A 13278-nucleotide genomic window follows, 5' to 3' on the forward strand; every position below is an offset into this window, starting at 1 on the left:
GCCAGTTCAGCATGGATGCAAGCGATAGCGGCAGTTTTTTGACATAAACGCCAAAAAACAGACGGATTGGTTAACTTAATAATACTTAATGATTAATTATTAAGTTAGAGTAAACTCAAAATAGACTCAGCAGATTGATTAGCTTGTCCACGAAGAGCAATAGATGCATTCGTCAAAATATCGTTTGAGACTTGTTGTGAAATTGCTTGCGCATAATCGGTATCTTGAATTCGACTTTTACTTGCAGCAATATTTTCCTGCTGCGTCCCTGAACCTTTAATGGTACTTGCCAACGTATTTTGAAATGAACCTAGTTCAGCACGCTGAGCATTAATTTCGTCGCTCGCTTGATTACTAATATCAATAGCAGCTTGTGCGCCTGCTTGAGTTGAAATATCAATCGTTACAATCGCAGCAGCAAAGCTACCGTCGGAAGGTGTAGTTTTTTGTGTTGTATTGGCATCTGGCCCCACTTGAAACGACACTGACTGACCATCGAACAAAGGCTTACCGCCAAAAGACGCGTTTTCAAACGTCTCTGTAATTTGACTTTGTAACTGCACCACTTCTTCTTGCAGTGCAAAACGGTCGCTATCAGTCAGCGCACCATTACCTGCTTGAATAGATAACTCTTGAATGCGCGAGACCGCATCATTCACACCACTCAAATTAGCTTCACTCACTTGAGAATATGAAATTCCGTCATACGCATTATTAACAGCTTGGCTAAAGCCATTTTGTTGTGAAGTAAGTCTATCAATAATTTGCAATGCGGCAGTATCATCTGCTGCGGTATTTACTTTTTTACCTGTTGCTAACTGCTCTGCAAGTTTGTTAGTTGTTTGCTGAGTTTGGTTTAAAAAACTAGGTGATGCTATTTGAGTTTTCATGACGTCCTCCTAATTACCTACTGATTAAATTATAGCTTAATTTGCCAAATTTTGTGCTTTGTACCATGGTTAGACTAAATTAACTTGGCACTTTGCTTGCTTAGTGGTTAAAGTATTGAGATGTGTATTAAAAAATCACAATTGCGTGTCATATAACGCCAATAATAAATAATTTGGGTAGCACTATGTTCGATAACAAAACTATTTTAATCACCGGTGGTACCGGTTCATTCGGAAAAAAATACGTAAAAACACTGCTTGAGCGTTACAATCCAAAAAAGATCATTATTTTTTCGCGAGATGAACTTAAGCAATTTGAAATGCAACAAGAGTTTGACCAACCTTGTATGCGTTATTTTATTGGCGATGTAAGAGATAAAGACAGATTAATACGTGCCATGCGCGGGGTGAACTACGTTATTCACGCAGCTGCTTTGAAGCAGGTTCCAGCCGCTGAATACAACCCTATGGAATGTATCAAAACAAATATTAATGGCGCTGAAAACGTGATTGATGCAGCCCTTGATAACGATGTAGAAAAGGTAATCGCTTTGTCTACTGATAAGGCTGCAAACCCAATTAATTTGTATGGTGCCACTAAATTGGCGTCAGATAAGCTTTTTGTAGCCGCTAATAATATTGCTGGCGGCAACCGCACTACTTTTTCTGTTGTACGCTACGGCAATGTGGTTTGTTCTCGAGGTTCTGTTGTGCCAGTTTTTCAAAAGTTTATTGATGAGGGGCGCGATCATATTCCAATTACTCATGAAGAGATGACGCGTTTTTGGATCAACCTACAACAAGGTGTAGATTTTGTTCTAACTAATTTTGAACGTATGTTAGGCGGTGAAATTTTCGTTCCTAAAATCCCTTCAATCCGCATTATAGATCTTGCAAAAGCCATGGCCCCTGACTTACCGCTAAAAATAATTGGTATTCGCCCTGGTGAAAAACTTCATGAGGTTATGTGCCCTGCTGATTTATGTTTTGAAACCTACGAGTACAACGACCACTTTGTTATTGCTCCTGGTATTAAGTTCAGTAGTCGCAGTAATGACTTTACCGTTAACGCGATTGGCGAAAAAGGCAAAAAAGTAGAGCAAGGATTTGAATATAATTCTCTTCATAACACGCATTACATGACGATTGATGAGATTAAAGAATTTAACACTCAGGCATTAAGTTAAAGCTGAATAAAATAAATGATTCCATACGGTAAACAACTAATAAGCCAAGCAGATATTGATAGCGTTGTGGCTGTTTTACAGTCTGACTGGCTAACTCAAGGGCCTAAAACACCTGCTTTTGAAGCTGCTATTGCAAACTACTGTAATGCTCAATACGGTATTGCTGTTAATAGCGCGACTTCTGCTCTACATATTGCATGTTTAGCATTAAATGTAAGTGAAGGCGACACTGTTTGGACGTCGCCAATTTCATTCGTAGCCTCAGCCAATTGTGCGCTTTACTGTGGGGCTGCAGTGGACTTTGTAGATATTGACTTAGCAACTGGCAATATGTCAGTGTCTGTCCTTGCTGATAAGCTTGTTAGTGCAAAACAAAATAATTGCTTACCTAAAGTCGTTATTCCTGTTCACTTGGCAGGTCAATCGTGTGATATGGAAGCTATTTACGATTTATCAAAGCAGTATGGTTTTAAAATCATTGAAGATGCATCACATGCTATTGGCGCACAATATAATGGCAATAAAGTAGGTTGCTGTGAATTTTCAGATATCACTGTATTTAGTTTTCACCCGGTAAAAATAATTACCTCTGCCGAAGGCGGTATGGCGGTTACCAATAATAAACCGTTGGCAAAAAAATTACAGCGCTTAAGAAGTCATGGGATCACTAATGATCCAAATGAAATGACTGAGCCAAGCCATGGTCCTTGGTATTACCAGCAAGTAGAGCTTGGCTTTAATTACCGAATGACAGAACTACAAGCTGCACTTGGCCTCAGCCAACTTGATAAACTTGATGAATTTGTTACTACCAGAAACGCACTCGCTATTTCATATTCTAATGCGTTTGAAACTATGCCTCTATCGCATCTAACACAACTCACAAAATGTTATTCAAGCTACCATTTATACGTAGTTAAACTTGCTGACGGCCACAGCCACCTTCATAGGCATATTATTGAGCAATTGAGAAGTAAGGGCATTATTAGTCACCTTCACTATATTCCAATACACACTCAACCTTTTTATAAAAAAATGGGCTTTAAAGACTGCGACTTCCCCAACGCAATGAAATATTATAAAACAGCATTTACTATCCCTTTGCATCCTCAACTTACAGAGCAAGAGCAAAGCTATATTATTGATGAGATTGGTAAATTACTGTGAAGCTAGCACTAGGTACTGTTCAGTTTGGTGTTGACTACGGAATAAGCAACACACTTGGCAAAACACACCAGAAAGAAATAAAAAAAATACTTAACCTTGCCAAAAGCGAAAATATAACGACCATTGATACTGCTTCAGCCTATGGTAATGCTGAAAAAGAATTAGGCCAGTGCCCACTAAGTTCATTCAATATAGTTAGTAAAATTCCTCCTATATCTAATTTAACCAATGTTGATGATTTTATAACAAAAACTGTTAAACAGTCTCTTTGCGACTTAAATTGTGACGCTTTATATGGATTACTACTTCATCGCTTTGAAGATTTTAGTCAATTCCCTGTTGCACTTGACTGCTTAAAGCAAATTAAAGCAGATAATAAAGTAAAAAAAGTGGGAGTATCTTTATATTCCCCAGAGCAGCTTAATAATGATGTATTAGCATTTGCAGATCTAATTCAGTTACCACTTAATATTCTTGATCAACGCTTCGTTCAATCAAATTCATTAAAACAACTAAAAGCTGCAGATATAGAGATTCATACTCGTTCAGCCTTTCTTCAGGGATTATTGCTAATGCAAAGTGGCACTTTCCCAGATTATTTTAAACCTATTGCTCCTTTATTAGAAAAGCTTACCACGCTGAGTAATCACTTAAATGTCTCAAAGTTATCGCTAGCATTAAATTACGTGGTTAATATTAATGAAGTAGACAAAGTGGTTGTAGGCGTCAACAACGAACAACAACTTAATGAAATTTTAAGCTGCTTAACTTCAAGCTTATCCAATATTGATTTATCTGAGTTTAGCCTACTTGATGAGCGTTTTATTAATCCAGCACTTTGGCAATCAAACTAATAGAGATTGATAGTGAGTATGTGCTCTCGTGCATGTATCAATTAATTTAACTGTTTCAACAGGCCCCACGTTAAATAAGCAGTCAATCACACTCAAATGAGATATAAATTCCCCCTTAACTTGTGGGTATTTAGGGTGGATAAAGTTTTGATAAAAAACATCAATGCCATTTTTAACTAATGCCCCGCCTGGGGTCTCTTTTTCAATGTAAGCTTGCGCGCCGACTGGTGATAAATAAGTATCACATTCTAACTCATTACAAATAGATACTAGCCGAGCATCTTTAACACCAGAAACGTCTTTAAGCTGAGAAGCTATAAATGTTGGTGTGGTTATATTCATGAACCCCATCAATACTCTAATGATTTTAATATTCATTTGAGCCAAGCAAGTAATACTCTCATCTTTATAAATGGAATCTAATAGTGGAAATAACGAACTAAAAAACGGCGCTTTTGCGTAGCTTTCAGCAATGCTTTTAAGATGCTTTCTTCGCCAAGGATTTGCACTAACAAATTGAGTATTTTCAATTGTTGCTGTCATCCTTCCTTTAGGGGTACTTACCGGACAAGTCAGCATAAGTTCTTGCTTACCCGATTTAATTTTATTTCTAACATGCCAATCACTTTTTTCAAGCTTTACGTTATCTAAAAAAACGAATTTATCGGCGCTATTAATTAACCCAAAATAACCTAACCAGGGTAAGTAAGTAGGCTGCATCATACTCAGTAACATGTTATTTCGCTTTTACTTAATTGCATTGTAAATTCATAAGGGTAACCACCTGGCTTAGTAACGTAGTCATGCTTTAAGGAAACAAAAGGTGTCATTGTCGTTTTGCATAATTCAAATAATTCTAAGGGTGATACATAAAAAAGAGCTTCATTTTTGAATTCTACAAATGTCGATAACGCATTAAAAATAACCGACTGCTCACAGTGCTGAATACTTTTTTGTAAGGTAAGCGTTAAGAAGCCTATGTTATCTGTCATTTTATTATTGAACACACCGCTAATAAGCACATGGTCATAGCCTTGTGCTATCTCATCCTCGTATATATCAAACTCTTTGAACTGAGCTTTTGTATCAGAGCTAAACTTGGCATTTGCGGCGTCTATAAACTCTGGCACAAAGTCATAACCTAAATACTCACCGGTAAAACCATTTTTTCTTAGATACAAAAGCATATCACCCAGCCCACAGCCTAAGTCAATAACTCGGCTACTTGATGAAATCATATTCAGAAATATCGCAAATCTTACATTTTGTGATTCTTTTGATACGTGCTGTACTGATTTGTGGCTGTCACCATACTCTTTATACAGAGACTGATAATACGACTTTAAAGTATTACTTGTCTTGGTAGTCATTTATAAACATTACCATATTGGTTAATTGCTCTTGAGGTGTTTCGGGACGGACAAATAAATTTATAATTTGATCATCAATCAATGACGCATTTGGATAATGTCCATTGGTTTGTAATTCACCTAACGATTTATAATGCTTAGTAAAGATCATGCCATTCTCTTTTGCTTTAGCTAGAAAGTGAGTTCTATTTTTTATGAGTAAAGGGTAGCGCCAATAGGTTACTTCAGTATCAAAACGTGCTTTTACAAAAAGCGAGTTAGTAATGTAATTTTGCAGATAATCTACATTCTTTTTTCGCACTTGCATTTGCTTTTTTAAATTTAAAAAGCAGTCATTTAATTTTTCTATTTGTTTTACGTCACTAAATTGAGCCATTTTATTCTCATTTAAAAACATCTTAGCGCGTTCAAATAAACACTTTGAGCTAGTTAAAACAGCTCCACCATATTGATTATCAATAGGTTTATCATACCCAAAACTTAAAATAGAGAAGTCGCCAAAGCTACCTAACGGTTTACCTTTGTATGTACTGCCATACGACAAACATGCATCTTCTATAAGTGTAATGTTATTGTGTTTTGCAAACTTTGCTATTTCATCAATTTTACAATAGTGTCCGTAACCATGAACAGCCACTATTACTGATACAGAATCATTAAAAACAGCTTCTATATTAGTGACCTCCATAGACAAAGAGCACAACGAAACATCAGCCAAAATAACGTTGTAACCTGCCATTTGAATAGCAAACAAAACAATCGGGCAACAGCTTGCAGGCATTATTACTGAGCTACCCTTTGGAGCCTGTGAGGCGTTGAGTGCTGTTATTAGCGCAAAGCTTCCAGAGCTCGTCAATAATGCATGCTGGCGGTCAAATGCAGTAGCAATAAGGCTCTGTAATTGAGTTAAACCCATAATCTCAAATCCTTGCGATAACGGGATAAAGGAAAGCCTTCTGGTTGAGTAAGTATTTCTACTTTCTTAACACAATGCTGTAAATCGGTTTTTAATTGCTCAAAAGAAAAAAAGCGCCACTGAGAATAACGATGTATCAACGGAATCGTTTTTTCATATTCCAGATCACTTGCACTTTTTATATCATGCTCAAAGTGTTTATCGAGTATATCGCCAATCAAAATTATACCTCCGGGCTTGCATACTCGTATCATTTCTTTAATCACATCAAGTGCATATTGATAGCTTGGGAAGTAATGAAAAATACTGTAACTGAGTACTCTTTCAAACTCATTGTTGTCAAATTGCAGAGCATTCGCTTGTGATTGATAAAAAACGGCTTGGGGGAGTAATTTTTTTGCTTCATTTATCATTGCTTGAGAGTAATCAACACCTGCATACTGGGAGCATTTGTGTAATTTTGATAATAGTAAGCCGTTACCACACCCTACGTCTAAAATACTATTACCTTGCGCTGAAAACATGAGTTTTTGCTCAACATCATCGATGAGCGCCTGCCAAAGTGTATCGTCAAAGGGGCGCCCAACCTGTGCTTTAAAATCACTGTTTATACGAGCAATTTCATCCCACTCTGCTTGTTTAGAATTAAACTCACTCATTTGATACCTTTATAATTTCTTGTGCGAATTGCTCGGTTGAATCGAGGTAATATGATGATAACATTGCGGCTCTTTGCGCCAGAATACCGGTGTGTAAAAACCGCTCAATGTCTAATGTTAAGCTTTCTAACGTTGCATTTTCAGCAAAACCCAAATCAAAAGTTAAATGTGCTCTGGCAAGTTCCAAAGTGTCTGTATATTGTTCTCTCGTTTGCGAGATAGCACAGTTAGGTATAAGGCAAAAACCGGCTTCATACTTTGTTAATCCCCCGCCATTAATGATTAAATCGGCTTGTTTGTAAACAGCAGACATATCATCAACGAACTCTAAAGCTTGGTAAGTATTATTTTTTAAACTAATAAAAGGGGCTTTTTGATCTAATAAAATAATTTTTTTACCTACCAATATCTTATCTAAGGCATTTACAACATGCGTAGCAACATCAAATCGATCATTACCGCCAATAAAAACCAAAATAGTATTAATACTATTTTGAAAGTGCCCCTGTGAGCGACTTCGCCTTAATGATAATAACTCCTGGGCAAATGAAAAGTAACGCAGACCTAATCTATGTTTGGTTGTTGAGCGACAAAACGCCTCTGCGTTAAATCTAAAATTCACAGTAAGATCTATAAAATTGTAATTGTATTGATCAAAGTCGTCGATGATACATAGCTTCAACCCTATTTTTTTTAACTCAAATAATTGCTCACAGGTAAACTGATAGCTATCAGCAAGCACTGTCATATTTGACTCAAAAATAAAGTCACTGCCTGCTACGGTGAACCCAAAATTATTAATTCGCTGGGTAGAAAATTGGTCAAAGTCGCCAAAAAAAACAATCTTACTATAAGGCTGTAATGCAAAAGTCGCCCTTGCAACATTTAAACACCTTGATAAATGCCCAAAGCCTGTTTTTATAGTTCCGTTGCAATAGAAAATAAAATTAGCCAAAAGTGCAATACTCTTTTAATTCTTTATGAGCAAGAACAAGCACATCAGATAACAACCAGCAACGACCACTAAACCTACCCGACACAATAATATTTTTAAAAGAATTTATTAATGTTTCATAATTACGCTGTGTTGTAGTACAAAAATCATGTGTAGGTACTGGAAAAGTATTGTCAATTATTTGTACACATCCACTTTTCATTTTGGTATCAGACGTTAAAACTCCCATATTTTTTAGATCAATAACACCCTGCTCTAATGTGTATGTAGGATCTGCTTTGTACCTTAATACCTCTGCCGATACTTGATACTTATCGCTATGCCTTAAATTGTTATACAGTGTAACCCTAAAAATATCCGAACATGGGTCCCAGTTCCAAAGATAATGCGATTCTTTATTTAAAGGCTGCTTATCAAACGTAAAATGTAAGATATTTGCAGTCCTAAATATAGGTTTATAATTCGCGATCGGTAAATTAGCGGCTTTTAGTGCAAATACAGGCGGCGCACTCCAAAATAACAAGTCGCACTTAATACGTGAGCCATCATTAAGGCTAAACGCAGTAACTAAATCATCTTGATATTCAATATCTACCACTTGACTATTACAGCGAATTTCAACTCCTAAAGATTCAGCTTTTGCCTGTAATTGATCAATCCAAGTTTGCGCGCCTTTAGAACTATTTGGGTAGTAATAATTTGGAAGGTATGAACCTTGCTCTGCAAGTAATGCTTCAAATTCAGCGGCACTATGATAGCCAAGTTTTTTATCAAACTCTGGATGTTGCTTCAACACGCGAGTCAAAGATGCATTGAATGCTTTTATTCTTGTAGCACCAAAATAATTAATGCTGGTATTTTTAGCTAAATCAGTAAATGCTACATCGCCACCATAAAGCTTATTAATAACCGGTTTTGCAAGGTACTGATAGAACACTACACCTAAAGTTTCACATAGATATTGCTCAATGTTATTGGCCTCAGACCCTGATGTGAGTGACATAAACTCACCAATACCCTGTTTATAAAGTGCTGAATCTAATTTTCTTGCATCAATTGTTTGTGTTTCTAAATCCCACTTACCTGCAAAGTAATTCCCTGTTTTAAGGTGTTTAAATGTATGCCAATTTTTAGAAAAGTGAGGGTGGTTGAATAATATCTCGTCTATTTCAGCAACACCGGTGCTAGCTGGAATATGTGTGCCTTGGTCGTAAAAATTACCAGCATCGTCAGTGACTGAGTTCAACAAGCCACCTAACGATTCAGACTGCTCAATTAATACAACGCGATCGTAATGCTTGCGCAACAAAATGCTTGCCGTTATACCACAAATCCCACCACCGACCACTGCACATGTTTTCATAGCTAGCCTCTTAACTTATTCGTCAACGCAAAACTAACTCTATCACCCAGCTCTACATCGCTTGTTAAACACAGTCCTAGTACATCATCAAAATGCTTGGTGTGTAAGCCAAAGCCTGGCCTAACCGATTTGATATCGTGTTTTGTAATAACATGACCCTTAGGCAAATCCTTAGCAAAATAGAGTGAGCGCCTAGCTAACATATTTTTTTTCGCTGAATCTGTTATGTCATAGCTCACTGTACCTATCGCTTTTTCGGCGTCTCTTACTGACCTAACCAGTGATGAAAATTCGTCTTTATCTAATGAGAAAAAGGCGTCTACTGAGTCGTCAGATTTATCAATAATAAAATGCTTTTCAATTATTTTTGCACCCAATGTAACACTTACTATCGGTGAAATAATCCCTTGTGTATGATCAGACAAACCAGCAATACATTTAAATCGTTTAGCTATATCGGAAATTGTTGCTAAGTTGCATTCTTCTAATGGGGTCGGATAAGCTGTTGTACACTTTAAAATTGCAATGCTATCACACCCATTATTGCGCAATGTACTAACCGCAAGTTCAATGTCATCTAACTCAGCAATCCCTGTTGAAAGAATCACAGGTTTACCTGTTGCAGCAACATATTTCAAAAGGGGAATATCTGTTATTTCCGGCGAGGCTATTTTATATACTGGTGTATTTAATGATTCGAGTAAATCAACGGAAGATTCATCAAATGGGGAAGAGAATATATCAATTTCGCACCGCTTGGCCTCTTCGAACAGCGCCTGATGCCACTCCCAAGGTGTAAACGCTTTTTGATAAAGTGAGTGCAAAGACACATGTTCTTGCCAAGGGTTGTCACTAGGCAAACAAAAATCTGGTTTTGAACAATTTAGTGTAATTGTGTCTGGCGTATAAGTTTGTAGCTTTACAGCATCTGCCCCAGCTAACTTAGCTTCAGCGATTAATTTTTTCGCTTTATTTATGTCTCCACCATGATTAGCAGACATTTCAGCTATGATGTAACACGGACTATTTTCATCGATTGTTTTATTGTTAATTTTCATAATAAGTCCAAAGCTAATTATTGTTGTTCATTTTGTAATGAAATAGCTAACCCTTCGTTACGAATAACTTTGTTATTAATCTGTTTAATATGAGGATGAGCATCAAGTATATTTTTTATGTTTTGATAGTTAATGTTAACAGTATCATTAGTAAAACGTGCTAACTCTTTAATAACCTGCCAATCTTCAGGTGTATCTAATGTAAACCGATAGCTGCTGTCATCTGTCGTGTTTTGCATTTCATAGGTAGAAAATTGATTTAGTTTATTTTCGTAAAAATGTAACGTCACGTGTTCACGTTCAGACTCTCTAAGTTCAGCCGTATCTAAAGAGGACAGTAAGCTCGATTTAAAAACCTCACAATCAACGCCTTCGGCAAATTGTTCACTCAAAAAAGCATAATCAACCTGTTTTTCAAAGTATGTCTGCAATAATAAATCACAAACGCCAGCATCTACAAAAGGTGAATCGCCTGTTATTCTCACAATATGGTCTGATGGGTATGCCTGGCTTGCTTGCTGAAAACGCGCTAAAACATTCTCCTCTGAACCTCTAAACACGTTGATATTATGGCGTTTGGCTAACTTAACCAACTCATCATTTTCTACGTTAAAAGAAGTAAGAAGAACAATACTATCTATGTACCTAGATTGTTTTAAACGCATAACAATGTGCAAAATAACGGGGATCCCATTTAATTCTTTTAACACTTTGCCTGGTAATCTTGACGATCCCATTCTCGCTTGAATAAAGGCGGCAACTGATTTCATTAATTTAACCTTTGAAAGCCACTGTGGCATACCGGACCATTGATTAGGCTTTCTATATCTGCATTACTGTCTAGCGACTGCTGAAGAAAACAAAAAACATCTCTTATTGCATCAATATATTTATCGCAAAGCTCATCGGTATGGGCGATCGAAAGGTAAATAACATTACTCGCTAAAAATCCTCTTTTAAGCATTTCTTGGGTAAATAGTGTTTTTAATGCCAATGCATGATCACCTGGAAATATAAATATAGGGACACTATCAATACCTATAATTTTTAGGTTAAAGCCTGTTTGAGTGACCACTTCTTCAATACGAGATTTTAGTCTTGCGCCAGTTTCATTTAAGCGTTTGGGAATATTATCTCTTTGAAATATTTCTAATGTTTTTAACGCAGCTGTAAAGCCAACTCGTTCGGTCCAATAAGAACTACTAATGAAGGATTGCTGCGCTGCATCCATCACTTCAGAACGACCTATTATAGCCCCTATTGGATGGCCGTTACCCAGTGCCTTTCCTAGTACACAAATATCTGGCTCTATCGACGTTAAAAGATGAGACGCCCCTGTGTTAAGTCTAAACCCTGAGGATATTTCATCAAAAATTACAACGATGTTATGTTTAACAGCTAAATCTTTCACAGTTTGTAAAAAGGCAACATCCGGCAATCCATGACGAAAAACTTCCATCATAACAACGCCAAGGTTATCACCGTGAGCATCTATGATTGCCTTAAAGCCATCAATATCACCTTCCTTAAATGGCACCACAGTATTTTGTAATTGCTTAGGTACACCAGCAGGCCTTAAACCAGGTAATAACTGCTCATCTAAATTTCCAGCGTCAGTTATATTTGTTGCTAAGTACCAATCATGCCAACCATGGTAGCCGCAAAAGGCAACAACATCTTTTTTACTATAGGCACGAGCAATTCGCACTGCTAACGCACACGATTCGCCGCCAGTACGAGTAAAGCGGACCGCTCCCGCCCAAGGGTGTATTTCAATAAGTTTTTCTGCTAATTCAACTTCTTCATGGCAATTCAAACTACTCATACTTCCGTTAGAAATCGAACTTATTACCGCATCGTTAATTTCATCATTAGCATAACCTAAAGAACTAGTACCAATTCCCATAATAGAGAAGTCATAGTAATGATTATCATCTAAATCCCAAACTTCACAGCCTTTAGACTTTTTATAATACGCAGGCCATTGATCGGGTAAAAACATTTCGGCACGCTTTGAAAGTAATTGATTTCCACCTGGAATAATTTTTTTGGCTTTTTGCCACAGTTCAGCACCCGAATTGCTTTTTGATGACATGTTTTTTCCTTAGAAATAATAAGTTTAAATTATTTATACCAATTCGCTTAATTAGGTGATCTATTTTTAGGGTGGAAAAACGTGTTGATAGCTAGGCAAAAAAATTCGCTATTAAATTGTTCTAAATAAGAATTTTTAACAAAGGTAACAACACGTTTAGCCCCGCAAAATGATTAAGTATTATTGCGGATTGGTATTTTTAACCATTATAATGAAATTTCGCTTACGCTCTAATAACTTATCGGCAATTTTAAGAAAAGGCTTAGGAAGAATAGATATTTTTTACAGAAGTGATTTTTTCATAAACAAACCATGGTCAGTTTGCTTGCTAATTTCAAAACCCAATTTATTATAAGCAGAAATTGCGGGGATATTACCCTTATCGACACCCAGTATGATTTTTTCTATATGAAAGTTTTTAGCTAAGTAATCTGCACTTGTAGAAATAACCTCAGCTGCAACACCTTTACCACGCCACTTAGCCTCTCCTAATAAAATCCCCATCGTTGCAGTTTTATTAACTAAATCTATAGGCTCATACTTTATATTGCCGATATGCTCACCATCAGCAAAAATACCCAACAAAATAGCTGCTGGGTCTTCATTTTTAGTTTTTATGTAATCTTTCAATTCGTCTAAAGATGACGATGTATAGCAAATAAACTCTTTAGCTTTACTATCGTCAAACCAGCTGAGATATCTATTTGAAGCATGAGCCTCAGTTAAGTGTGTAAGAACAAATCGTTTACTCTTAATCTGCATAT

At 36.7% G+C, this 13278-nt stretch carries 14 protein-coding genes; 3 read left to right on the top strand and 11 right to left on the bottom strand.

Annotated features, from left to right (window positions below; all coding sequences use genetic code 11):
- Nucleotides 1-104 precede the first annotated feature (104 nt).
- The gene (locus tag P20652_RS09155) at nucleotides 105-890 is read right to left on the bottom strand and encodes a flagellin (RefSeq protein ID WP_008168800.1); all 786 of its coding nucleotides are present in this window, start codon (nucleotides 888-890) and stop codon (nucleotides 105-107) included.
- Between the two features lie 185 nt (nucleotides 891-1075).
- Between P20652_RS09155 and pseB the strand changes: the two genes are divergently transcribed.
- The 3 genes from pseB to P20652_RS09140 are packed head-to-tail and all read left to right on the top strand — an operon-like array spanning nucleotide 1076 to nucleotide 4098.
- Nucleotides 1076-2077: a UDP-N-acetylglucosamine 4,6-dehydratase (inverting) gene (gene pseB / locus P20652_RS09150; RefSeq protein ID WP_008168801.1), complete on the top strand. Its 1002-nt coding sequence runs from the start codon at nucleotides 1076-1078 to the stop codon at nucleotides 2075-2077.
- 15 nt (nucleotides 2078-2092) lie between these two features.
- Entirely contained in the window at nucleotides 2093-3244 is a 1152-nt protein-coding gene (gene pseC, locus P20652_RS09145; RefSeq protein ID WP_008168802.1) for a UDP-4-amino-4,6-dideoxy-N-acetyl-beta-L-altrosamine transaminase, read from the top strand.
- Nucleotides 3241-4098: an aldo/keto reductase gene (locus P20652_RS09140; RefSeq protein ID WP_008168804.1), complete on the top strand. Its 858-nt coding sequence runs from the start codon at nucleotides 3241-3243 to the stop codon at nucleotides 4096-4098. The genes pseC and P20652_RS09140 overlap by 4 nt, the downstream gene beginning before the upstream one ends.
- Here the strand turns inward: P20652_RS09140 and P20652_RS09135 are convergent.
- The 10 genes from P20652_RS09135 to P20652_RS09090 form a co-directional block, all read right to left on the bottom strand.
- Nucleotides 4090-4833 carry a WbqC family protein gene (locus tag P20652_RS09135; protein ID WP_008168806.1) on the bottom strand — a complete coding sequence of 248 codons (744 nt, stop codon included), beginning with the start codon at nucleotides 4831-4833 and terminating at the stop codon, nucleotides 4090-4092. The two genes, P20652_RS09140 and P20652_RS09135, sit on opposite strands and share 9 nt — an antisense overlap.
- Nucleotides 4824-5468, bottom strand: coding sequence for a bifunctional 2-polyprenyl-6-hydroxyphenol methylase/3-demethylubiquinol 3-O-methyltransferase UbiG (locus P20652_RS09130; protein ID WP_139048214.1), 645 nt, complete (start codon nucleotides 5466-5468; stop codon nucleotides 4824-4826). The genes P20652_RS09135 and P20652_RS09130 overlap by 10 nt, the downstream gene beginning before the upstream one ends.
- Nucleotides 5449-6384 (bottom strand): DegT/DnrJ/EryC1/StrS family aminotransferase, encoded by a 936-nt coding sequence (locus tag P20652_RS09125; protein WP_008168809.1) that lies wholly within the window; start codon nucleotides 6382-6384, stop codon nucleotides 5449-5451. Before P20652_RS09125 ends, P20652_RS09130 begins: the two co-directional genes overlap by 20 nt.
- A complete protein-coding gene (locus P20652_RS09120; protein ID WP_008168812.1) occupies nucleotides 6375-7043 on the bottom strand; it encodes a class I SAM-dependent methyltransferase in 669 nt (222 codons plus the stop codon). The genes P20652_RS09125 and P20652_RS09120 overlap by 10 nt, the downstream gene beginning before the upstream one ends.
- Complete coding sequence (locus P20652_RS09115) at nucleotides 7036-7998, bottom strand: hypothetical protein (RefSeq protein ID WP_008168814.1); 963 nt, start codon at nucleotides 7996-7998, stop codon at nucleotides 7036-7038. Before P20652_RS09115 ends, P20652_RS09120 begins: the two co-directional genes overlap by 8 nt.
- Nucleotides 7991-9361, bottom strand: coding sequence for an FAD-dependent oxidoreductase (locus P20652_RS09110; RefSeq protein ID WP_008168815.1), 1371 nt, complete (start codon nucleotides 9359-9361; stop codon nucleotides 7991-7993). The genes P20652_RS09115 and P20652_RS09110 overlap by 8 nt, the downstream gene beginning before the upstream one ends.
- Before the next feature lie 2 nt (nucleotides 9362-9363).
- The gene (gene pseI / locus P20652_RS09105) at nucleotides 9364-10419 is read right to left on the bottom strand and encodes a pseudaminic acid synthase (RefSeq protein ID WP_008168816.1); all 1056 of its coding nucleotides are present in this window, start codon (nucleotides 10417-10419) and stop codon (nucleotides 9364-9366) included.
- 17 nt (nucleotides 10420-10436) lie between these two features.
- Nucleotides 10437-11189, bottom strand: a complete 753-nt coding sequence (locus P20652_RS09100) for a cytidylyltransferase domain-containing protein (RefSeq protein WP_008168817.1) — start codon at nucleotides 11187-11189, stop codon at nucleotides 10437-10439.
- A complete protein-coding gene (locus P20652_RS09095) occupies nucleotides 11189-12514 on the bottom strand; it encodes an aminotransferase class III-fold pyridoxal phosphate-dependent enzyme (RefSeq protein WP_008168818.1) in 1326 nt (441 codons plus the stop codon). Before P20652_RS09095 ends, P20652_RS09100 begins: the two co-directional genes overlap by 1 nt.
- Before the next feature lie 282 nt (nucleotides 12515-12796).
- Nucleotides 12797-13276, bottom strand: coding sequence for a GNAT family N-acetyltransferase (locus tag P20652_RS09090; protein ID WP_008168819.1), 480 nt, complete (start codon nucleotides 13274-13276; stop codon nucleotides 12797-12799).
- Nucleotides 13277-13278: the final 2 nt, after the last annotated feature.

Origin of the sequence: Pseudoalteromonas sp. BSi20652 (genome assembly GCF_000239855.1) — a bacterium.
Classification (GTDB): Bacteria; Pseudomonadota; Gammaproteobacteria; order Enterobacterales; family Alteromonadaceae; genus Pseudoalteromonas.